Source organism: Teichococcus wenyumeiae, assembly GCF_003696345.1.
GTDB lineage: Bacteria > Pseudomonadota > Alphaproteobacteria > Acetobacterales > Acetobacteraceae > Pseudoroseomonas > Pseudoroseomonas wenyumeiae.
The window spans coordinates 1-21,736 of record NZ_RFLX01000027.1 but is presented as its reverse complement, the minus strand read 5'-3'; the positions used below and the strand labels follow the sequence as shown (position 1 = coordinate 21,736).

The window sequence follows — 21,736 nt, the reverse complement described above, 5'->3', positions numbered from 1 at the left end:
GCTAGTCGCAGGGGCGGCCAGATAACAACGCGAGCTCGCAGCTCATGAGATACCCCGGCCTGCCCACCACGTGCTCCCGACGCCCCTGTCCCGGAAGCCCCAGGATACAGCCGGTGGACTGTCTCTCCCAGCCCGCCGGTGGCGTCGGACCAGATTCATGCCCGATAACAATCGGGCGGAGAACTCGCATCGGCCGACCCGACGGCGGGAGCGGCTGAGGCAGCGCTTCAACTCAACCGGGCAGGCCCGGCGGTTCCTCTCGGCACACAGTATAATCTACGGTCATTTCCGTCCCCGCCGACACCTGATGACGGCCGGCGAGTACCGGCGCATCCGGACCAAGGCCTTCCGGATCTGGCGGCAGGAAACCTGTGCCCAGGCGGCCGCCTGATAATGCTGCGCCTCCAGTCACACGGCCCAACTCACCTTCTCGTTAAACAACTTGCCAATCCCGGCTGGCGGGCGGGGGTCCATCTCAGACTCCTCAGTTCAGTCCCGCTGACGTACATCTCCCATCTTCCCCTCCAGGTCCTCATGATGACCTTACCTGAGCGTTCTCCACTTCTCCCGGGGTAAGTCCATTTCATCAGTGGTAGTGGTTGTAGGTGGTGGCCGCCGGGCCGCTACGCCGGCTACTGACTGCTGTACTCAAGGCCCGGTAAAGTCGTAGCCTATGCTGCGGCCACCCTTCTCATTGGCGCGTAGCAGGCCGCGCTGCAGCAGGTCGGCAATGTCGCGCTGCGCGGTATCGGCCGAGCAGCCGCAGATTGCCACCCATTTGCGCGTGGTCATCGGACCTTCCCAGTCTTCGATAAGCTTCGCTAGCACCTTCCGCTGGCGCTCATTCACGGGCCTTGGGCCGGCATCCAGCGCCGCCCAGAAACGCGCCTTGCCGACTACACGACGCGCCGTCTCCTCAGCCTCGGCAATGGCCTGCCGGTGGCAGCGCAGGAACCAGCCCAGCCATTCCGTGACGTCCAGATCGCCCTTCTGCGCTTGCTCCAGCGCGTCGTAGTAGCCCTTTCGCTGGCGCAGGATGGCAGAGGAAAGCGAGTAGAAGCGCTGCCCTGTGCCCTCGGCCTGGGCGATGGCCATGTCGGCGATGGCGCGGCCCACGCGGCCATTGCCATCATCCAGCGGATGGATGGTGACGAACCACAGATGCGCCAGCCCGGCCCGGACCAGCCCGTCCGGCGGCACGCCGTCGCCATTGAACCATGCCAGAAAGCGGCGCATCTCCCGCCCCGCCACGGCTGCCGGCGGAGCCTCGTAATGCACGCGGGGCGGCTTGCCGCCCCGGTACACGCCGGAGACGACCTGCATGCGGCCATGCGCATCCGTCCGCCAGCGGCCGATATCGATAGGGTCCGGCCCCTTGCCCGGTGCGGCGAACAGTGCCCGGTGCCAGGCGAAGATGCGCTCCTCCGTCAACGGTGCCTGGAAGTGGCGCGTGGCGTCCAGCACGACCTCGGCAATGCCTTCCACCTGACTGTCCTGCGGCAGTACGCCACCCTGCGGCAACCCGAGCCTGCGGGCCACCGAGGAGCGCACGCTGGCCGGCGGCAGCCGCTCGCCCTCGATGGCGCTGGTGGCCACCACATCCTCTGTGCTGGCGGAAAGCTCGGCTTCCTGGCGCGTCTCAAGCCCGGCCGCCGCCATAGTGCCGAGAAACCGGCCCTGCCGGAAGCGCGCCTCGGCGACCAGCGGCAGCAATGCCTCCGCATTCCAGCGGAATTCCGGCCATGCGGAGTGTTGCCAGATATACATCGCACATCGACCGCCGCAAATTCCGGTGAGTACCTAGGTGGCGGCGGAGATGCCGTCAAGCTAAACGCCGCATAAATGCGGCATTTACGGCGGGCCATGCGGCGAATAGCCCAGGGTGCGGCCCGCCGCCCTCACCCGCGCTTGTAGCTATGGGACAGCGCCTGCGCCGCCTCCATCACCAAGGGGCTGACACGCTGGCGGAAGCCTTCCTCCGTCCATTCGGAGAGCGAGGCCGCCACATGGATCGCTGCCACCGGCCGCTGGTTTATGTCGAGTACGGCGGCGGCCAGGGCGATCTCGCCCAGAAGGGATTCCTCGACCGCCGTCGCATAGCCCTGGCGACGCGCCTCCCCGATCTTCCTGACGATCTTGGGGATGTCCGTGATCGTCCTCGGCGTCAGAGGGGTGCGGTCCGAAGCTTCCAGTATCCGCATCGCCTCCTCCTCCGGCATGGCCGCCAGCATCGCCCGGCCGCCGGAGGAGCAGAAGCTCGGGATGCGGCGCCCGACCAGCGTCGCCGAGAAGGTCTCCCGCTTACTCTGCAACCGCACCACATAAACGATGTCCGGGCCGTCCAGCAGGCTAAGATCCACCCTTTCATTCACCGATTTACGCAGTTCATGCAGCACCGGCGTGGCACTTTCGACCAGGGCATTCATGCGCAGGAAGTCGAAGGCGCGGTAGAGGGTCTTCTTGCCAGGGACCAGCCCTTCGCTGGAGCGGTCCAGATACCCCATAGCCTGCAAGGTATGGACGATGCGCTGGCCGGCGCTTTTGTTGAGTCCAGCGGCGGCGGCCAGTTCGGCAATCGACAAGGGGCGGGGCTGCTGTGCGAAGACCTCCAGCACCCGCAGCGTGCGCGCTGTGGATTGCAGGAACAATGGCCCTTCCGCCGCAGGCGAGGCGTTCTTGCCCTTGTGCGTTGACATGGATGCGAGCCCTTACCTAGCATTGCAAAAATAAACCAGCCGTATCGAACAGAGATACGGCCACGGAGGGACCGCACGCAAGCCATGCTGGCATCGCAAATTAAGGGACAGTCCTGCATAGCGGCATGCCAGGGTACGTGCGGCGCCGCACCGGCCCGCGACGACGCTTCATCCCCGCTTCCACGCATCCGCAATGCCGCCCGGCAGAAGGCGCGCTGCGGCCGGTAAGCCGTGAAATACCTTCCTGCTGCCGAGAAAAGGACCTCCGCACTTGCCCCGCCACATCGCCTGCCTCTCCTATGATTTCGACACCTGGTCCGGCTTCGCCTCGCGCGGCATGCTGACTCCGACGCCGATCTCGCGCGGCGAATTCGGCGTCATTGGCGCGCGCCGCATCCTCGACCTGCTGTCCAGCCGTGGCATCAAGGGAAGCTGGTACATTCCCGGCGTGGTCATCAAGACCTATCCCGAGGCCTGCGAAAGCGTCGTGGCCGGCGGGCATGAGGTCGGGCACCACGGCTGGAGCCACATCCCGCCGGCCGAGCTTTCTGCTGATCGCGAGGCGGAGGAATTCGCCATGGGTGTCGAGGCCATTCGCGGGCTGACCGGGCAGATCCCGGCAGGCTACCGTTCTCCTGCCTGGGATCTCAGCGAGCAGAGCATAGACCTGATGGTGCAGCACGGCCTGCGCTACGACAGCAGCATGATGGGCCATGATTGCGAGCCTTATTTCGCCCGCAGGGGCGACAAGGTCGCGGCGGATGCACCGCTGGTTTTCGGCGAGACGACCGACCTTGTCGAGGTGCCCATCAGTTGGTCACTCGACGATCACCCGCATTTCGAGTTCTTTCGCACCAAGGCAGGAGTGATGCCGGGCCTCGCCAATGCCGGATCGGTGCTGGAAAACTGGTTGGCCGATTTTGAATACATGCGCCGCACAACCGACTGGGGCGTGCTGGTCTATACCTTTCACCCCTATGTCAGCGGCCGTGGCCATCGGATGATGATGATGGAGAAGCTCATCGACGCCCTCACCGCGATGGGCGCCGAATTTTGCACGCTGGATGAGGTGCAGCGGGAATTCCGCGCGCGGCAGGCCAGCTGAACTGCGGACACCGCCCTGCCATTCCAAAGGATATCTTGTGTGACGAAGGATTCTCGTTTCGCCGGGCGCATCGCCATTGTGACGGGCGCGGCCGGCGGCATCGGCGCGGCCACCGCCATCCGCCTGGCGCGGGAAGGCGCCCGCGTGCTGGCGGCCGACCGCTCGGCGGAGGTTGAGGCCGTGGCACGTGAGATCGGCGGCGCCGCGCTGCTGCTCGACGTCAATGAGAAGGGCGCGGGCACCCGCCTCGCACAGGCGGCGCTCGATGCCTTCGGTCGGCTCGACATCCTGGTGAACAACGCCGGCATCGGCGGCAGCAGCACACTGGCGGAATCGGATGACGACCTCATCGACCGGTTCGTCGACATCAACCTCAAGGCCGTGCTGCGGGTGACGCGGGATTGCCTGCCGCATCTGACGCGGCCGGGCGGGCGCATCGTCAATATCTCCTCCATCTTCGGGCTGGTGGGCTATCCGGGCACGGCGGCCTATGCGGTCGCCAAGGCCGGCGTCGCGCAGCTCACCCGCCAGCTGGCCTGCGACCTCGGCCCGGAAGGCATATTGGTCAATGCCATCGCCCCCGGCGTGATCGAGACGCCGATGACGGCGAACCACCTGCAGAACCCGCGCTACGTCGCCAATATGATGGCGCCAACGCCGCTGCGGCGCGCGGGGAAGCCGGAGGAGATCGCCGCCGCCGCCGCCTTCCTGGCCTCCGATGATGCATCCTTCATCACCGGGCAGGTTCTCGTCGTCGATGGCGGGTGGATGACCTCCCGCGCCGCGCCTGCCCCGGCGGAAGCCTGAGCCCGCGCTCCAACCCACGTACCGGAAAGACAGACTTCATGAAGCGCAGGACATTCCTGGCCACTGGAGCGGCGGCCCTCGCGGCGCCCTCCCTCGGCCTCGCGCAGCAGGCCAAGGTGCTGCGGTTCATCCCGCAGACCGACCTCAGCTTCCTCGACCCGATCTTCAGCCTGGCCTACGCCACCCGGAACCATGGCTACATGGTCTTCGATATGCTTTACGGCCAGGACAGCAACTACCGCGCCACGCCACAGATGGTGGAAGGCCATGTCACCGAGCAGGATGGCCTCCTCTGGCGCCTGACGCTGCGGGACGGGCTGAGATGGCATGATGGGGAGCGCGTGCTGGCGCGGGATTGCGTCGCCAGCATCCGCCGCTGGGGCGCGCGCGACCCCTTCGGCCAGGCGCTGCTGGCGGCGACGGACGAGCTCTCCGCGCCGGACGACAAGACCATCCAGTTCCGCATGAAGCGCCCCTTCCCGCTGCTGCCGGAGGCGTTGGGCAAGCTGCCGCCGCTGCTGCCGGTGATGATGCCGGAGCGGCTGGCCAAGACCGACGCCTTCACTCAGGTGACGGAGATGGTCGGCTCCGGCCCCTTCCGCTTCAAGGCAGATGAGCGCGTCTCCGGCGCCCGCGTCGTCTACGAGAAGTTCCAGGACTATGTGCCGCGCGGCTCCGGCACCACGGATGGCACGGCCGGGCCCAAGGTGGTGCATGTGGACCGGGTGGAGTGGACCACCATCCCCGACGCCTCCACGGCCGCCGCCGCCATGCAGGCGGGCGAGCAGGATTGGTGGGAATTCGCCGCCAACGACATGATCCCGCTGCTGAAGCGCATGCGGAGCGTCAAGGTGGCGGTGCAGGAGCAGGCGGGCATGATGTGCTTCATGCGCCTGAACCACCTGCATGCGCCCTTCAACAACCCCGGCATCCGCCGCGCGTTGCTGGGCGCCTTCGAGCAGCCCGACTTCATGATGGCAGTGGCGGGCGAGGACAAGGCGATGTGGAACGCGCCGGTCGGCTTCTTCACCCCCGGCTCCCCCATGGCCAATGACGAGGGCATGGGCGTGTTCCGCGGCCCGCGCGACTACGCCAAGGTGAAGCGGGAGCTGGAGGCCGCCGGCTACAATGGGGAGAAGGTAGTGCTGCTGGGCGCCACAGACCCGACCTTCATCCACGGCCTCAGCGAGGTGGCGGCGGACACACTGCGCAAATGCGGCATGAATGTCGATTTCCAGATGTCCGATTGGGGCACGCTGACGGCGCGCCGCTCCAGCAAGGAACCGACGGAGAAGGGTGGTTGGAGCTGCTACATGACCGCGCTGACTGGCGTGGACATGATCAACCCCGCTCTCAGCGCGCCGCTACGCGGCAATGGCCCCAACGCCATGGCCGGCTGGCCGGACCTGCCGGAAGTGGAAAGCCTGATCGGCGATTGGTTCTCCGCCTTGGGGCTGGAGGCCCAGCAGCGCGTCGCCGCGCGGCTGCAGGCACAGGCCTTCAAGGATGTGCCCTACATCCCGGCGGGGCAGTTCCTACAGGCGGCGGCCTATCGCTCCGATCTGGAAGGCGTTCTGCGTGGCTTCCCGCTGTTCTGGAACGTAAAGAAGGGGTGAGAAGCGCAGGGGAGTGACCTCCCCTGCCCCCTCCTTTTTATTCAGGTTCTATTCGTGCGGCGGGGTTAGGATCAGGACCCAGGCTGCCGCCGGCTTAAACAGCTACGCCCCGTTTCTCAGCCGAAGCGCAGGCCCAGGGCCGTGATGTCGTCCGCCTGCGGCGCACCATCGGCAAAGGCGGTGACGCTCGCGAACAGTCCGTCCACAACGGCACGGGGCGCTGCATCCCAAGCCGCCAAGCGTTCGAGTTCCGTAAGGAGATGTGTCTTTCAGCACCCAATCGGGACCCCACCCTGAATGACTCATAACTTGATGGATCTGCCTGCAGACTAGACTATGTGCCGGGGTCCTCGTCGGAGCCGATTGGAACCCCGCCATCTGAGCGAAATCAGCAGAGACCTCAAAGGTATAGGAGCAGTTTTCACGGGGTCACGGTTGCACGCCTATTCACACCGAGGCTGAGGGTGCCTAATTACCGGACCAACCTGTTCTGGTTTGGTGAACTGGGCCATGCGGGGAAGGACTTTGAAAGCCGTCACCGCGTGCCAGATGTGCGTAGTTCCTGCCAAGTGTGCTCGGCGTCGGGACCGGCCCGGCCGGAGAGCTGATAGACGGGCCAAGGCCGCCTCATTCCGTCAGCGGGTAGAAGTACTTCACCGATGACGTGAAGGCGAAGTTGTCGAAGTTGAAGGTGGAGATGCCCGGTGTGTCGACTGTTACGATGCGTGCCGCGGCCGTCTCGAAGAACGCACGGAAATGCTGGCTCGATTTGATGGCGATGACCTTGTAGCGGCCCATCGGCATGCCGTGCAGCTTCAGCATCTCGTCATCCAGCAACTGCGATTTTAGCTCCGTCACGATGACGTCGACGTTCCCGATGCGCAGCCGCGTAGACAAGCCGTAATCCCGCTCGCCGCCCTTGCCCATGGGGCTGCTCGTGATAAAGCGGCAGCGAGTGTTCATCACGACTTCGGCTTCGACGTCCAGCGGCGTCCCATGTCGCACGTCCACCTTGCCGCCGAGCCGAACCCGGATGCGCGCACCCTCGCCAGCCTGGTGCGCGGCGGCCACGGCCTCGGCATCCGCCAGATGAGCGAAGCAGGTGCCCGCGACGTTCCGGCGCAGCATCTCGGCTAGCAGCCAGGTGCCGTCGCCCGGTGCGCCCGCGCCAGGATTGTCGGAAGTCTCGTTGACGATGACCGGTGACTCCGGGCAGCTCAGCGCCGTCTCTAGTCCCTCGGCCGCACCGGGCAGCGACACTGCGAAGACCTCGCGCTGGTTCCAAATGAAGTCAGCGACGTCTCGCGTGGCTTTCTGCGCTAGGGCCTCGTCGCCATCGGCAATGGCGATGACGGAGACGCAGGTGGCGGGCGAATCCGCGTAGGGGAAGCCGTGATAGGCCGCGCAGTGGACGATGCCAGGCTTCGCCTCCCACGCAGCGCAGCGGGCATTCACCGCCTTCAGCGGGCCATGGAAGGTGGTGGTGGTCGGTATGACCATCGGCAGGCGCGTCAGCGTCATGCGGGGGTTCAGCGCGCCACGCAGCATCCGACCCAGGTTTTGGATGGCGTCTCGACCCCGGTCGTACATGTCGACGTGCGGGTATTCCTTGACGCCGAACAGCATGTCCGCGTTGTCGATCATCCGCTCGGTGATGTTGCCGTGCAGGTCCAGCGTCGCGGCGATGGGCATGGCGGTGCCGAACTCCAGCCGCAGGGTGCGCAGCAGGTCGCCCTCGATGTCGCCGGTGCTCTCGGCTACCCCGGCGCCGTGCAGTTCCAGGCATATGGCGTCGAAGGGCATGGCTGCTTTCAGCCCGTCCAACACGCGCCGCTTGATCTCGGCCCAGGTCTCGGACCGGATGTAGCCGGAGGGGCTGGTGATGGCGGCGAAGGTCGGCAGCAGTTCGATGCCGCCGAGTGCCTCCGCCTCGTCGATCATGCCGCCGATGTAGTCCCGCACGCCGCGGTGACGGCGGAGGATCTCCTCGCCTTCAATCCAGGAGCGGATGCTGAAGGCAGCCTGGTCGGTCAGCTCGCTGGAGAAGGTGTTGGTCTCGTGGGAGACCTGGGCAATGGCGATGCGCATGGGCAATCCTTCACGACACCGCTGCCGCGGCGCCGCCTAGTCGACGTGAAAGGAAAAGGAAGGGCGCAGTGATGGCGGCGCCCGGCCGGTCAGGTGAAGCGGGCGCTCCAGAAGGCGTGCAGGCCGTCGGGCACGTCCTCCAGCTTCGCCGAATAGGCGGTCATGTTGAAGTACTGGCCCGTGGGGATGTAGACGGCCTGCTTCAGGGCGAGGGCCTGGATGTCGCGCGCGAGCCGCTTCTGCTCCGCCAGGTCGGACGCGTCGATCCAGGCATTGCGCAGCGCCTCAAGTTCAGGGATGTCCGGCCAGCCGAAATAGGTCTGGCCTCCGGCCGTGCGCAGCATCTGGCTGACGCTGGGGTTGATCAGGTCCAGCCCGTACCAGGTGGTGTGGAACATGTTCCAGCCGCCTGCCTCGGGTGCGGCCTTGCTGGCGCGGCGCTGGACCAGCGTGCCCCAATCCGAGACCACGTAGTCGACGTTCATGCCCAGGCGGCGCAGCACGTCGTTGGCCACTTCGCCCAAGGCGGCCAGCACCGGGTTGTCGCTGGCCGCCATCAGCACCACCCGCTCGCCCTTGTAACCGGCGGCCTGCAGGGCCTTCTTCGACGCTTCCAGGTTGCGCGGGCCGGTGATCGCCGCCATTCCGGCGTCGTTGGCCATCGGCGTTTCCGGTGGGAACACGCCGACACCGGCGCGCCACATGCTGGGCTCCCCGGCGGCGGCGGCCATGCAGTCCTCCTGCGAGAAGGCCTCCATCACCACCCGGCGGATCTCCGGGTTGTTGAAGGGCGCGTGCAGGTGGTTGAAGATGCCCGTACCGACGATGCCGAGGGGGCTGCTGCGTCGTGCCTTCAGGCTGCGGGAACCTTCCAGCAGCGGCAGCAGGTCGTTGGGGGGGTTCTCCCACCAGTCGACCTCACCGTTCTGTAGCGCGCTCATGGCCGTGCCGGGGTCCGGCATCACCGTCCATTCGACCCGGTCCACATGCACGACCTTAGGGCCTGCCGCCCAGCTCGGCGTGCCGCCCTGACGGGGCACATAGTCGCGGTTCTTCTCGTAGACCACCTTGGCGCCTACAATCCGCTCGTCCGCCTTCCAGCGGAAGGGGCCTGAGCCGATCAACTCCTTGATCTGCTGGCTGGAGGGTGTCTGCGCGATCCGCTCGGGCATGATCATCAGCGCCGGAGGACCGAGGCGCGCCAGGGTGCTCAGGATGCCGGGGTAAGGCTTCTGGAGGCGGATCACGAAGCGGTTGTCGGCGGGCGCGGTGATCTCCGCCACGCGGGCCATCAGGGTGCCGCCTTCTGCGTTGCGCTCGGCCCAGCGGCGGATGGAGGCTACGCAGTCACGGCCCCGCACCGGCTCGCCGTCATGGAACTTCAGGCCCGGCCGCAGGGTGAAGGTCCAGAGCTTGCCATCATCCTCGACGGTATGACCCTCCACCATCTGCGGCTGCGGCTGAAGGTTGCTGTCCAGGCCATAGAGCTGGTCCCAGATCATCAAGGCATGATGGCGGGTAACGTAAGCGGTGGTGAAGACAGGGTCGATCACCGTCAGGTCGCTCTGCGGCACGAAGCGGAGCGTGTTGCGCTGCCCTTGTGCCAGGGCGGGGCGGGACAGACTGGCAACTGAACCCGCTGCGACCGCGAGAAAGGACCGACGTTGCATGCTCTACCTGCTCATCAGTGGGGTGGAAGTCCGGTAGCTGGCGTTGCGCTGCGTTATGCAATCGCGATGATTGCGAGCATGCTAGGGAACCACGCCCGGTGGAATCAACAGCACGAGAAGGTTAGTTTGTTGCCATAGAGTCAACGGTTGGTGGTCCGACGTGCTGGATGAGAGACGTGCCGAGGCGGTGTACCGCGTGGTCAAGGACGGTGGTGTCCGGGCGGCGGCGGAGGTCATGAGGGTCGACCCCGCCGCCATCAGCCGCTACCTGGCGAAGGCGGCGAGCGAGGTCGGACTGCCCCTGTTCGAGCGCCGTGGGCGGTCTCTGGTCCCGACCCCAGCTGCCCTGGCCATCCGCGACTATTTCGAGGAACGTCAGGAGAGCGCGACGTCCTTGGGGGCCAAGCTTGAGGCGATGCGGGGCGCGCAAGCCGGAATTGTGCGGATGGGGGTCGGCGAAGGCTACCTTAACGACTTCGTCTCCCATCCGGTCCACGACTTCCTGGCCACGCATCCCGGCGTCCGCGTGCAGGTCGAGGCGCTCTCGGTCGATGCGATTATTTCTGGCCTGTCGGAGGGGCAATTGGATATCGGCTTGGCCTATAACCCGACCCCCGAGGCCAGGCTGAAGCTGTGGGCGCGTCGGCCCGTGCCGGTTCAACTGGTGGCCGCGGCCGGGCACCCTTTGCTCCAGATGCACGGGGGCCTGACACTCAAAGACGTGGCCGCCCATCCTGTCGGCCTCCTGCTGCCCGGCTACGGCCTGCGGAAGCTGGTGCAGAGCGCCGAGTACTTAGAAGGGGTGAAGATCCATCCGAGCTTCGAGACCAATTCGCTCTCCGCGCTCCGGAGCTACCTGCTGTCCGGCAGCGGAGTCACCTTCCTGGCCAGGAGAAGCGTGGAGCGCGAATACGCCGAAGGCATCCTGGGATGCGCAAAGCTCAAGTCCGACCTCTTTGAGAAGTCGGAAGTGCATCTTTTCACACAGGACGGGGTGCGCCTGATGCCAGCCATCGAAGGCCTTCTCAAGCTCGTGACGCAGCACTTTCGCAGGGGAGCTGTCAGCGTCGGCTATCCTGAAATGCCGTTGAGAAAGTGATTGTTTGGCCGGAACGGGTGCTGCCTCGTGGCTGAGGCGGCAGTTTTCAGACAGCCGGACACCTCGAAGTACCGTCGCTGCGCAGGTTTCGTGAACAGGGTTGTCGCCTCAGGTCATGACGTGCCCCTGCTGACCCGGCTGGTTGCCGGCTTTGGGCAGCGGGTGCCGCTCCGGGCCAGGCGCAGGAACCAGCGGTGCACCGTGCCAGGCGGCGGCAAGTCGCGAGGCAGATGCGCTCAGGCACAGCCGGTGCGCAGTACATACAGAAAGGCGTCCGTGATCAGGGGCATTGGCCACTGGCGGGGGCGCCCGGTCTGGCCGGACGCCGGCATGAAGGCCGCACTAGCGCTCCATTCAGCATCAGTCAGGCAGCTTGAATAGGAGATGGTCCCACGCGCAAGCTGCACGCGGGCTGCGGGGGTCCACATGAGCAGCCTCGGAAGCTTCGAACGCTCCCGAAACGCGCAGAACCTCCGTCGCTCACCCCGCCTCAGCCGTTATGCAGTAGGTTATCAGTCACAGCCCAGCTTAGGAGCGGCCTTCATTCGCAACCTCCCGGCCTCGGCAACGTTCCCGGATAGGGAGCTAGCCGGTTGCACCGAGCAATCGATCATGCTGCTCGGCTTCGGCGCCTTTCCGGCCATTGCGATAGGACTTGTTGCCTGGCTGGCTGATCCGAATGCGACCTGGGGAGAGCGACGCCATGAATGTCATCCACCGTCAGGCGGCTGGAACCGGTGCGGACGCGCTGGTGGCCCGCTATCGCGACGTGCGGGCCAGGACGGATGCACTGACCGCGCCACTGTCACCCGAAGACCAGGTCGTGCAATCCATGCCCGATGCTAGCCCTGCCAAGTGGCACCGCGCGCATACCACCTGGTTCTTCGAAACCTTCCTGCTGCTGCCCTTCCTGCCCGGCTATCGCCGCGTGCGGGAGGAGTACGCCTTCCTGTTCAACTCCTATTACGAGGCTGCCGGGCCGCGCCATGCCCGCGCCATGCGCGGCATGGTGACGCGCCCCTCCTGCGACGAGGTGGCAGAATACCGTGCCGCCGTGGACGAGGGCATGGCCGCCCTGCTGCGCGACCCGCCGCCCGAGGTTCCGGCATTGCTCGAACTCGGATTGCAGCATGAGCAGCAGCATCAGGAACTGATGCTGACCGACATCCTCCATCTTCTCAGCGCCAATCCGCTGCGGCCAGCCTATGACGCGGCGTGGCAGCCACCGCCCGCCGCGGCCGGGCCATCCCGGATGCTTGATGGCCCGCGCGGGTTGGTGGAGATCGGCCATGGCGGGAACGGCTTTGCCTTCGACAACGAAGCGCCGCGGCACCCGGCCTATCTCTCGCCCTATTGCATCGCCGACGGACTGGTCACCAACGGCGAATGGCTGGCCTTCATGCAGGATGGCGGTTACCGCGAGCCGCTGCTGTGGATGAGTGAGGGCTGGGCCATGTGCCAAGCCGAAGGCTGGGAAGCGCCGCTTTACTGGGAAGAGCGTGACGGCGAGTGGATGCAGTTCGGCCTCGGCGGGCTCCGCGCGGTGCAGCCCGGAAGCCCGGTCTGCCACGTCTCCTGGTACGAGGCCGATGCCTTCGCCCGCTGGGCCGGCAAACGCCTGCCGACGGAGCAGGAATGGGAAGCGGCGGCTACCACCCTGCCCGGCTTCGCCAATGCGGAAGGGGTCGGTTGGCAGTGGACCGGCAGCGCCTATCGTCCCTATCCCGGCTTCCAACCCTGGGCCGGGGCGGTAGGCGAATACAACGGCAAGTTCATGATCAACCAGATGGTGCTGCGCGGCGGCTCCCTGGCGACACCGCCAGGGCATACGCGTCCAAGCTACCGCAACTTCTTCGCGGCCGGGGCGCGTTGGCAGTTCAGCACCCTGCGGCTGGCGGAGGACGCGGCATGAGTGGCGCCCTGTCCCGCGACCCGGCCGAGCCGCAGCGCGCCGCCCTGATGGCGGATGCCCTGACCGGTCTGTCGGCCATGCGCAAGACCCTGCCCTGCAAGTGGCTCTATGACGCCGAGGGCACGCGGTTATTCGAGGCGATCACCAACCTTCCAGAATACTACCCAACGCGGACCGAGGTCGGAATTCTGGAGGAATGCGGGCCGGAGATCGCCCGCGCGGTCGGGCCCGGTGCGGCGGTGGTGGAGTTCGGTCCGGGCGATGGCGCCAAGGCCGTGCAGTTGCTCCGGCAACTGGATGCACCGGTGGTCTACCTGCCCGTGGATATCGCCCCGGAATGGCTGGCCGCCGCGGCTTCCCGCGTCGCCGAGGCCCTTCCCGCACTGCGGGTGCAGCCGGTCGTGGCGGATTTCACCCAGCCCTTCGACCTCGCCGGACGGGCGGAGGGCAGCACCACGCATCTCGGCTTCTTTCCTGGCTCCACCATTGGGAACTTCGAGCCCACGGAGGCCGTCACCTTTCTGCGCCGCGCCCGCACCAGCCTGCGTGCCGGGGCGCGCATGCTGTTGGGCGCCGATCTGGTGAAGGACATCAGGGTGCTGCAGGCGGCCTATGACGATGCCGCCGGTGTGACTGCGGCCTTCAACCTCAATCTGCTGGCCCGTCTTAATCGCGAGGCGGGCGCGGATTTCGACCTCTCCGGCTTCGGCCATGAAGCACGCTGGAACGCCGCAGCCAGTCGAATCGAGATGCATCTGGTTGCGCGGCGCGCCCAGTCCGTTCGACTGGGCGGCCGCGTCTTCCGCTTCGCCGCCGGGGACAGCATCCATACCGAGAGCAGCCACAAATACCATCCCGAGCATCTGCGCGCTCTGGCAGAGGCCGCTGGATGGCAGGCAATCACCATGTGGACGGATCCTGGAGGCAAGTTCTCGGTCTGGCTGTTGGAGAGCTAGATCAAGACCTATCAACGAGCCTCTTGCGCTTTGATCCTGCTGTGATGCCATGGTGGCCGGAGGTGCTGCCATGGCCGACCTGTTCTGGCTCACGTAAGGCGCAGATCGAGCGGATCTCGCGCTCCTTCCCGCTCTCGCATGGCGTGCCGCGGGTGGACGACCAGCGGGTCGTCAGCGGCATCATCCATGCTATCCGTAATGGCCTTCGCTGGCGCGACGCGCCTGCCGAGTACGGGCCGCACAAGACCCTCTACCGCTTCATCCGCTGGAACCGCATGGGCGTCTTCAACCGCATCTTCGTGGGGCTGGCCGGGCGCAAGGGCAGCCGAAGCGGCTGATGATCGATGCCACGCAGTTCAAGGCCCACCGCACAGCGGCCAGCCGGCTCGAGAAGGGGCTGATCCCCGCCGTGGCGGGCACACCGGGGCGGCCTGAACTCCAAGCCGCACGTGGTCCCGGACGGGCAGGGTCGTCCCCTTGTCATGTTGCTCTCCGAAGGTCAGATGAGCGACCACAAGGGCGCAGCCCTGATGCTCAATGAGTTGCTGCCGGTCTGGTGGACACCTGGATAAGGTTTTCACCCGATTGGAGTCCCTAGGATGGGACGAAGGATATTTGGCCGCAAGTTCAACCTCTCGGCGGTAAAGTTGGGCCGGGAGCGTGGGGTATCGGTTGCCCAGACTTGCCGAGACCTGGAGCTTGCGACGAGCTGCAACGCGACCGCGACGCCTGGCTTGCCGAGCACAACGAGGCGCGGTCACACCAAGGCAGGTGGTGCTACGGCAAAACGCCCATGCAGACCTTCCTGGCTGCCTCGCCACTTGCCCAGGAACAGACGCTGCAGGCACAGTAGCGTCAGACACAGGCACCGGATCGGACACGCCCGACCGCCGATCAGGTGACCGTCAGATCAAGTCCATACTTCTACACATATCGGCATCGACCGGCGGCACGGGCTGATCCGCCGCTGGACGGTGACCGATGCCGCCTAGCACGACAGCCGCAGCTTTCCAGCCCTGCTCGACCCCGAGAACACCGCCAGCCACGTCTTGGCCGACACCGCCTACCGCACGAAGCGCAATCTGGAGGTGCTGGAGCGGCGCGGCCTGTCCGAGAGGATCCAGTTCCGCCGGCCACCGCGGCGTCAACTCTCTGAGCCGCAGGCGAAGGCCAATGCCTCACGCGCCCGGATCCGCTCCAGCATCGAGCATATCTTCGCCGCGCAGAAGCATCGCATGGCACTCTTCGTGGGCACCAGCGGCTTGGCCCGCGCCCAGGTGAAGATCGGCATGGCTAATCTCGCCTACAACTTCAACCGCCTGGCGTGGCTCGGCACCCGAACTGCGCCCGCATAGCGCCGCAGCCCCCACGAAGAGCGGCATCGGCTGCCCCGGGGCCGGTGACCCAGGCGGGTCAGCAGAGGCACTTCACGACCTGAGGTGGCGATCCTGTTCGGGAAAGCTGCGCAGCGATGGGTAATTCGAGGTCTCACCTGGCTTGGCCTTCGCCGGGGCAGCCTGGATGCAAAGCCCCGGCCGAACTTCAGGCACCTGCGCCGGATGCTCTCGTGCGCAACCATAACGGCTTACTCGGCCAAAATCAGCTCGACATCACGCAGGCTAAGGCTGAGGACGTGGTAGAGCCAAACGGCATGGTGGATGATCTCGGCCGGGAAGCGGTAACTGGGATAGGTCGTGCGCTCAGGCATCATTCCCCCATCTTGGCTACCGGCCGCGGTGAGCCCACAGACCGTCAATGTGACAGTGCCGACGACAGACATCATGCGCGTGGTGGACGGCTAGATCGTGGAGGACTGGCACGTTAGGGATCATGAGGCTCTACATCGCCAATCCCGCTGAGACCAGCGGGATACCATAAGACTGGCCAGAGGGCGGCGAAAGGTCTGGCCCGAACGTGTCTGGTGCGGGTGGGATGGCGCGCCTTCCAAGTCCACTCCCACCTGCTTGGCGTTTCCCATGCACCATGGCCAGTGCCTCTGCCAAGCGCCATGATGGCGGCAGCCTGGCAAGAGGCTCCTCAGTTTGCAGTGTCGTGAGAAGTCTATGCTTGCCGCCTACGGCAAGCCAGGACGAGACTACGAAGGGGACGCAGATCCTCTTTGACAATGTTCAGGGACGAACGTGATGCGGAAAGCAGCTATCCTGGCTGGGGCAGCACTGACGCTGAGCCATGCGGCCATGGCGGAGATCGCGGTCTCCGGCAACGACAACAAGCGCGCGTTGATAAATGGCGTCAACAGTGTAGTCCGGGATGCCAAGCCCGACACGCTAGCGGTGATTGAATTCGGTCAGGGTGAGCCCCGCCTGCTAGGCGAGGTCCAGGCTCCGCATTCCGTTGTTGGCCCGCCCAACTCCATCGCCTTGACGCCGGATGAAAGTCTAGCGCTGGCGACCTCGGCCGAGAAGATCGACCCTGCAGATGCCAGCAAGGTCGTGCCTGACAGCCGCGTCTCAGTGGTCGACCTGAAGGCGTCACCGCCGAAGGTGGTTGAAGTACTGGAAGTTGGGGCAGGCCCATCCGGCATTGCCATCAACCCTGCAGGCACGCTGGCATTGGTGGCCAACCGCAATGCCGGCACCGTTTCCGTGCTGCGCATCGCCGGCGGCCGCGTCAGCGTCACGAGCACCGTGCCAATCGGCGCCGCCACGACAGGTGTTTCAGCCGTCGCCTTCACCCCGGATGGAATGCATGCGCTCGTGACACGGGACAATGACAGCATTGTCTCGGTGCTGCACATCGCGGGGGACGCGGTGACCAAACTCGACCGTGACATTACGGTAGGCCTCCGGCCCTACTCCGTTTCCGTGTCCCCAGCCGGCTGGGCCGTGGTCGGCAATGTCGGCCGCAGCGTCAACAACACCGGAGATGTGGACACGGTAAGCCTGGTAGATGTGTCGCGCGAGCCGTTCCGCACCGTCGACACTGTATCCGCAGGGCCAACGCCCGAGGGCGTCCTGGCCAGTCCCGACGGGGTGCATGCTGTTGTCGTGGTGCATAACGGTTCAAGCCGGGCAGCGGGCGACCCGTTGCGAGGGCGAGCGCTGGTGAAGCTGCTCAAAGTAGAAAATGGCCGGCTCCGTGTGGTGGCCGAGGCATCAGCTGGTGACTGGGTTCAGGGCATGGCCTTCTCTCGCGACGGTCGCACGCTGCGGATTCCGGAGCAAGTCGGCACCTGATTCCGATTTGAAGTCGGCCGGTGTTTCCGAGACGAAGTCGGCCATTCCGATTTGAAGTCGGCACCCCTGAGGGGTGGGTGGTTGCTCGACCGCTGGGCGAGCTCTGGGGCTCTCTTCTCGCTGGACGCGAGGGGGATCCCGGATGCCAGCCGAGAGAGTGTCGATGCGACGAGTGCGAGAGATTTTGCGGCTGAAGTACGAGGCGGGCGCCTCTGACCGAGCGATCGGTCTTGCGGTGGGCGTGGCGCGGAGCACGGCGCGGTTGTGCCTGGATCGGGCAGCGGCGGCTGGGTTGGGCTGGCCACTGCCGGTGACGCTGACGGATGGCGCGCTGGAGGCGCTGCTGTTCGCCGGCGGCGGGGCGGTTGCCGGACAGCGGCGCAAGGCTGAGCCCGATTGGGCGGAGGTGCACCGGGAGCTGCGCCGGCCTGGCGTGACGCTGATGCTGCTGTGGGACGAGTACCGGGCCATCACCCCTGGCGGCTACCAGTACAGCCGCTGGTGCGAGCTCTACCGGGGCTGGGAGGGGCGACTGTCGCCGACCATGCGGCAGGTCCACCCGGCCGGGGAGCGGCTGTTCGTCGACTTCGCGGGGCAGACGGTGGAGGTCATCGACCCTGGCACGGGCGAGGTCCGCACGGCGCAGGTGTTCGTCGCCGTGCTGGGCGCCTCGAACTACACCTACGCCGAGGCGGTGTGGACGCAGACCCTGCCGGACTGGATTGGCGCCCATGTGCGGGCGCTGGAGTTCCTCGGCGGGGTGCCGCGGCAGATCGTGCCGGACAATCTGCGCAGCGGCGTGCTGCGGGCCAACTGGTACGAGCCCGGGCTCAACCCGACCTACAGCGACCTGGCGGCCCACTACGGCACTGCCATCCTGCCGGCACGGGTACGCCGGCCACGGGATAAAGCCAAGGTCGAGGCTGGCGTGCTGGTGGTGGAGCGCTGGATCCTGGCCCGCCTCCGGCACCAGCGGTTTGCCTCGCTCGCGGCGCTGAACGCGGCCATCTCCGGCCTGTTGGCGGATCTGAACACCCGGCCGATGCGTCGGCTCGGGGTCAGCCGCCACCAGTTGTTCGTGGAACTGGACCGGCCCGCCCTGGCGGCATTGCCAGCCGAGCCTTTCGTTTATGCCGAATGGCGCATCCGCCGTGTTGGGCTCGATTACCACGTCGATGTCGATGGCCACTATTACTCGGTGCCGCACCGGCTGCTGCGCCAGCAGGTGGAGGCCCGCGTCACCGCCCGGACAGTGGAGCTGTTCCATCAGGGCGAGCGCGTTGCGGTCCATCTCCGCGGCGGGCTGCGTGGCCGGCACACCACCCTCGCCGAGCACATGCCGCAGGCCCACCGGCGCCATGCCGAGTGGACGCTCGAGCGGATCGGCCGCGAGGCCGCCGCCATCGGCCCGGCCACCGCGGCGCTGACGGCGATCATTCTCAAAAGCCGGCCGCATCCTGAGCAGGGGTTCCGCGCCTGCCTCGGCATCCTGCGGCTGCTGCGGGCCTACGGGCGGGACCGGCTGGAGGCGGCCTGCACGCGTGGCCTGGAAATCGGCGCCCGGTCCTACGGCTCCATTCAATCGATCCTGCAGCACGGCCTTGATCGCCAGCCGGCGCCGCAGCCGACGCGCGGCAGCGAGGAACTGCCGCTGCTGCACCCCAACATCCGGGGCTCTGGCTACTACCACTGAGGAGAACCAGCCTTGCTGACCCACCCCACCCTCGACCAGCTCCACCAGCTCGGCCTCGCCGGCATGGCGCGAGCCTTCGAAGAATTGCAGGCCAATCCACAAGGCGGCGAACTCGCCCCGGCCGAATGGCTCGGCCTGCTGCTCGACCGCGAGATCGCCGAGCGGCACGACCGCCGGCTCAAGGCCCGGCTGCGGTTCGCCAAGCTGCGCCACCAGGCCAGCGTCGAGAACATCGACTGGCGGACCAGCCGCGGCCTCGACCGCGCCTTGTTCCAAAAGCTCGCCCAGGGCGGCTGGATCGAGGCCCGGGAGAACCTGATCATCGAGGGCCCGACCGGCGTCGGGAAGTCCTGGCTGGCCTGCGCCCTCGGCCAGAAGGCCTGCCGCGACAATCACTCCGTGCTCTACCAGCGGGTGCCGCGGCTGTTCGCCGAACTCGGCTTGGCCCGCGGCGACGGCCGGCATGCCCGGCTGATGCGCACCCTCGGTGCGGTGAAGCTGCTCATTCTGGATGACTGGGGCCTCGAGCCGCTCGGCCCGGAACAGCAGCGCGACCTGCTGGAACTCGCCGAGGATCGCTACGGCCGCGGCGCTACGCTGATCACCAGCCAGGTTCCCGTCACGTGCTGGACAATGTGGCAAAATACCCGCCTGGGCTGGTGCTGACCCTTTCGCGGGAGGAACTTCGTCCCCCGATTAGGCGGCTGCGTGCGACGGTCGAGGCCCCCATATTCCGGTTCCGGCAGGACAGGCCGGGCAAGGGTGGAGGCGGTGATGGCCCGGCAGCGCAGCATGGAGCCGCGGTTCAGCCTGGAGGTGAGCTTCGAGCCGCGACGAGGCGGCCGGGATGCGCTCACGCAGGGCTACCAACGGCTCCTGCCGACCCTGTCGCGCCCAGTCCGTCCTGTACCGGCGGCACACAGGAGAGAGGAGACGGGTGATGCAGCAGCGGCAAGCAACGGCCTCGGTGCGGGTCCGGCTCGTGGCGCCGATCCGGGCGGCGATCTACGCCCGGGTGTCCTCCGACCAACAGGTTGAGCGTCACACCATCGGCAGCCAGGTCGAGGCGTTGCTGGCACGCGCGGCCGCGGACGGCCACGCGGTCGCGCCCGAACTGCGCTTCCTCGATGACGGTCACAGCGGTGCCAGCCTGATCCGGCCAGCCCTGGAGCGCCTGCGCGATCTCGCGGCGATGGCGGCGGTCGACGTTGTCTACGTGCACGCGCCCGATCGCCTGGCCCGCTCCTATGCGCACCAGGCCGTGCTGGTCGAGGAGTTCGCACGTGCCGGCACCGAGATCATGTTTCTCAACCGACCCATCGGGCAGACCCCGGAGGACACCCTGCTGCTGCAGCTTCAAGGGATGTTTGCCGAATACGAACGGACGCGCATCATCGAGCGCAGCCGGCGCGGCAAGCGTCACCTTGCCCAGGCCGGCGTGGTCAGCGTGCTGGGCCGCGCTCCGTATGGCTATCACTACGTCGGTCGTGAGGCCGGCCACGCGGCGGTGCGTTTTGAGGTGGCCGAGGACGAGGCCGCGGTGGTCCGTCGCATCTTCGGCTGGGTCGGCCAGGAACGCATCAGCTTGGCCGCTGTATGCCAGCGGCTGCTCGAGGCTGGCGTGCCCAGCCCGTCCGGCAAGGCCCATTGGGGCCGCAGCATGGTCTGGACCTTGCTGTCGAACCCCACCTATGTCGGTCAGGCCCAGTTCGGCAAGACCGCCTCGGTGCTTTGGCGTCCGCCGCTGCGCCCGGCGCGCGGCCGCGCGCCTGTTCCCAAGCGCCCGTCCCGCCAGATCCCGGCTCCGCCCGAGCACCGCATCATCATTCCGGTCCCGCCCCTCATTGATGCGGCGCTGTTCGAGATCGTGCGGGAGCAGCTGGATGAGAACCGGCATCGCCGGCGCCAGCGCCTGGAAGGGGCGCGTTACTTGCTGCAGGGCCTGCTGGTCTGCCAGGAATGCGGCTACGCGCTCTGCGGCCGTCGGCAAACGCGCTATTCGCGCCAGTCCAGCAACGAGGGCAAGTATCACTACTATCGTTGCACCGGGACGGAGAGAGACCGCCTCGACGGCCAGCGCCGGTGCCGCGCCCAGGGCATCCGCGTCGAACAGCTCGATACGGCCGTCTGGCGTGAGGTTTGCGGATTGCTTGAAGATCCGGCTCGCGTCATGGGGGAGTACCAGCGGCGCCTGCAGGCCGTGCTCACCGGACCACGCCGGCCCGAGCTGGAAACGGTGGAACGCCAGCTCGCCAAGCTGCGTGGCGGCGTTGGCCGGCTGATCGACAGCTACGCCGAAGGCATGATCGACAAGACGGAGTTCGAGCCGCGACTGGCGGGGCTGCGCCAACGGGTCGCCAAGCTCGAGATCGAAGCCAAGGCGTTCCACGACACCGCCGAACAGGCCCGGTCCATCCAGCTCGTCATCGGCAAGCTGGAATCTTTCGCTGCCCTGGTCCGGGACCGGCTGGACGAGGCGGACTGGGCAACCCGACGCGACATCGTCCGCACCCTCGTGCGGCGGATTGAGGTCGATGGCCCGAGCATCCGGGTCGTGTTCCGTGTCGACCCCGGGCCAGGGGATAACCCTGCCTCGCCACGAATTTCACCACATTGTCCAGCACGTGGTGGACCGATGGCACGACCTGATCACCGGCAATCCCACGCTGGCCGACGCCATCCTCGATCGCCTGGTCCACAACGCCCATCGCATCCAGCTGCGCGGTGACAGCCTGCGGCGAAAGCAGGGCGCTCAACCAATCGAGGCTTGACCAGAAACACAGACCCGATGGAGACAACAATCAGCCCGGTGACGAGCGGCCACCCCGGCCGACATCAATCGGAATCAGGTGCCGACATCGCGTCGGAACAGGCGGCCGACATCGCCGGAATCCGCA

At 66.5% G+C, this 21,736-nt stretch carries 17 protein-coding genes and 4 pseudogenes; 14 read left to right on the top strand and 7 right to left on the bottom strand.

All coding sequences use genetic code 11. The annotated features are described in order from the left end of the window. Window positions 1-157: 157 nt before the first annotated feature. Window positions 158-391: a hypothetical protein gene (locus EBE87_RS30680; RefSeq protein WP_199726506.1), complete on the top strand. Its 234-nt coding sequence runs from the start codon at window positions 158-160 to the stop codon at window positions 389-391. Window positions 392-648: 257 nt separating this feature from the next. On the opposite strand, the gene EBE87_RS22210 is transcribed toward EBE87_RS30680, so the two are convergent. Continuing rightward, window positions 649-1,767, bottom strand: coding sequence for a Fic family protein (locus tag EBE87_RS22210; RefSeq protein WP_120636368.1), 1,119 nt, complete (start codon window positions 1,765-1,767; stop codon window positions 649-651). A 131-nt stretch (window positions 1,768-1,898) separates the two neighbouring features. After that, window positions 1,899-2,696, bottom strand: coding sequence for an IclR family transcriptional regulator (locus EBE87_RS22205; RefSeq protein ID WP_120636367.1), 798 nt, complete (start codon window positions 2,694-2,696; stop codon window positions 1,899-1,901). Window positions 2,697-2,967: 271 nt separating this feature from the next. Here EBE87_RS22205 and EBE87_RS22200 point away from each other — a divergent pair, with 271 nt between their 5' ends. The 3 genes from EBE87_RS22200 to EBE87_RS22190 are packed head-to-tail and all read left to right on the top strand — an operon-like array spanning window position 2,968 to window position 6,224. After that, window positions 2,968-3,801 carry a polysaccharide deacetylase family protein gene (locus EBE87_RS22200; protein ID WP_120636366.1) on the top strand — a complete coding sequence of 278 codons (834 nt, stop codon included), beginning with the start codon at window positions 2,968-2,970 and terminating at the stop codon, window positions 3,799-3,801. Window positions 3,802-3,840: 39 nt separating this feature from the next. Further along, entirely contained in the window at window positions 3,841-4,608 is a 768-nt protein-coding gene (locus tag EBE87_RS22195; protein WP_233552956.1) for an SDR family NAD(P)-dependent oxidoreductase, read from the top strand. A 38-nt stretch (window positions 4,609-4,646) separates the two neighbouring features. Then, on the top strand, window positions 4,647-6,224 hold the full coding sequence (locus EBE87_RS22190) for an ABC transporter substrate-binding protein (protein WP_120636364.1): 1,578 nt from the start codon (window positions 4,647-4,649) through the stop codon (window positions 6,222-6,224). A gap of 116 nt (window positions 6,225-6,340) precedes the next feature. Here the strand turns inward: EBE87_RS22190 and EBE87_RS30375 are convergent, their stop codons facing one another. The 3 genes from EBE87_RS30375 to EBE87_RS22180 all read right to left on the bottom strand — a co-directional run bounded on the left by EBE87_RS30375 (window position 6,341) and on the right by EBE87_RS22180 (window position 9,982). Then, window positions 6,341-6,463 (bottom strand): hypothetical protein, encoded by a 123-nt coding sequence (locus EBE87_RS30375; protein ID WP_267898272.1) that lies wholly within the window; start codon window positions 6,461-6,463, stop codon window positions 6,341-6,343. 388 nt (window positions 6,464-6,851) lie between these two features. Then, on the bottom strand, window positions 6,852-8,312 hold the full coding sequence (locus tag EBE87_RS22185) for a M81 family metallopeptidase (RefSeq protein ID WP_120636363.1): 1,461 nt from the start codon (window positions 8,310-8,312) through the stop codon (window positions 6,852-6,854). An 89-nt stretch (window positions 8,313-8,401) separates the two neighbouring features. After that, window positions 8,402-9,982: an ABC transporter substrate-binding protein gene (locus EBE87_RS22180; RefSeq protein ID WP_120636362.1), complete on the bottom strand. Its 1,581-nt coding sequence runs from the start codon at window positions 9,980-9,982 to the stop codon at window positions 8,402-8,404. A 160-nt stretch (window positions 9,983-10,142) separates the two neighbouring features. Between EBE87_RS22180 and EBE87_RS22175 the strand changes: the two genes are divergently transcribed. Further along, window positions 10,143-11,081, top strand: a complete 939-nt coding sequence (locus EBE87_RS22175; RefSeq protein WP_120636361.1) for a LysR family transcriptional regulator — start codon at window positions 10,143-10,145, stop codon at window positions 11,079-11,081. A gap of 236 nt (window positions 11,082-11,317) precedes the next feature. Here EBE87_RS22175 and EBE87_RS30520 read toward each other — a convergent pair whose 3' ends face one another. After that, window positions 11,318-11,509 carry a transposase gene (locus EBE87_RS30520; RefSeq protein WP_120636360.1) on the bottom strand — a complete coding sequence of 64 codons (192 nt, stop codon included), beginning with the start codon at window positions 11,507-11,509 and terminating at the stop codon, window positions 11,318-11,320. A gap of 275 nt (window positions 11,510-11,784) precedes the next feature. On the opposite strand from EBE87_RS30520, the gene egtB reads away from it, so the two are divergent. The 4 genes and pseudogenes from egtB to EBE87_RS22150 all read left to right on the top strand — a co-directional run. Continuing rightward, window positions 11,785-12,993, top strand: coding sequence for an ergothioneine biosynthesis protein EgtB (gene egtB / locus EBE87_RS22165; protein ID WP_120636359.1), 1,209 nt, complete (start codon window positions 11,785-11,787; stop codon window positions 12,991-12,993). Then, window positions 12,990-13,949, top strand: a complete 960-nt coding sequence (gene egtD, locus EBE87_RS22160) for an L-histidine N(alpha)-methyltransferase (protein ID WP_120636358.1) — start codon at window positions 12,990-12,992, stop codon at window positions 13,947-13,949. Before egtB ends, egtD begins: the two co-directional genes overlap by 4 nt. Before the next feature lie 70 nt (window positions 13,950-14,019). Then, window positions 14,020-14,494: pseudogene (locus EBE87_RS29920) on the top strand (IS5 family transposase); the annotation flags it as partial. Between the two features lie 459 nt (window positions 14,495-14,953). Then, a pseudogene (locus EBE87_RS22150) lies at window positions 14,954-15,304 on the top strand (transposase family protein); the annotation flags it as partial. Window positions 15,305-15,534: 230 nt separating this feature from the next. Here the strand turns inward: EBE87_RS22150 and EBE87_RS28745 are convergent. Further along, window positions 15,535-15,732, bottom strand: a complete 198-nt coding sequence (locus EBE87_RS28745; RefSeq protein ID WP_147425908.1) for a hypothetical protein — start codon at window positions 15,730-15,732, stop codon at window positions 15,535-15,537. A gap of 415 nt (window positions 15,733-16,147) precedes the next feature. Between EBE87_RS28745 and EBE87_RS22145 the strand changes: the two genes are divergently transcribed. The 5 genes and pseudogenes from EBE87_RS22145 to EBE87_RS29910 all read left to right on the top strand — a co-directional run. Beyond that, the gene (locus tag EBE87_RS22145) at window positions 16,148-17,146 is read left to right on the top strand and encodes a YncE family protein (RefSeq protein ID WP_158600776.1); all 999 of its coding nucleotides are present in this window, start codon (window positions 16,148-16,150) and stop codon (window positions 17,144-17,146) included. A 142-nt stretch (window positions 17,147-17,288) separates the two neighbouring features. Beyond that, on the top strand, window positions 17,289-18,839 hold the full coding sequence (gene istA, locus EBE87_RS22140) for an IS21 family transposase (RefSeq protein ID WP_120636354.1): 1,551 nt from the start codon (window positions 17,289-17,291) through the stop codon (window positions 18,837-18,839). Window positions 18,840-18,851: 12 nt separating this feature from the next. Then, the gene (gene istB, locus EBE87_RS22135; protein ID WP_120636353.1) at window positions 18,852-19,505 is read left to right on the top strand and encodes an IS21-like element helper ATPase IstB; all 654 of its coding nucleotides are present in this window, start codon (window positions 18,852-18,854) and stop codon (window positions 19,503-19,505) included. A gap of 181 nt (window positions 19,506-19,686) precedes the next feature. Then, window positions 19,687-20,967: pseudogene (locus tag EBE87_RS29915) on the top strand (recombinase family protein); the annotation flags it as partial. 490 nt (window positions 20,968-21,457) lie between these two features. After that, window positions 21,458-21,610, top strand: a pseudogene (locus EBE87_RS29910) (ATP-binding protein); the annotation flags it as partial. Window positions 21,611-21,736 lie beyond the last annotated feature (126 nt).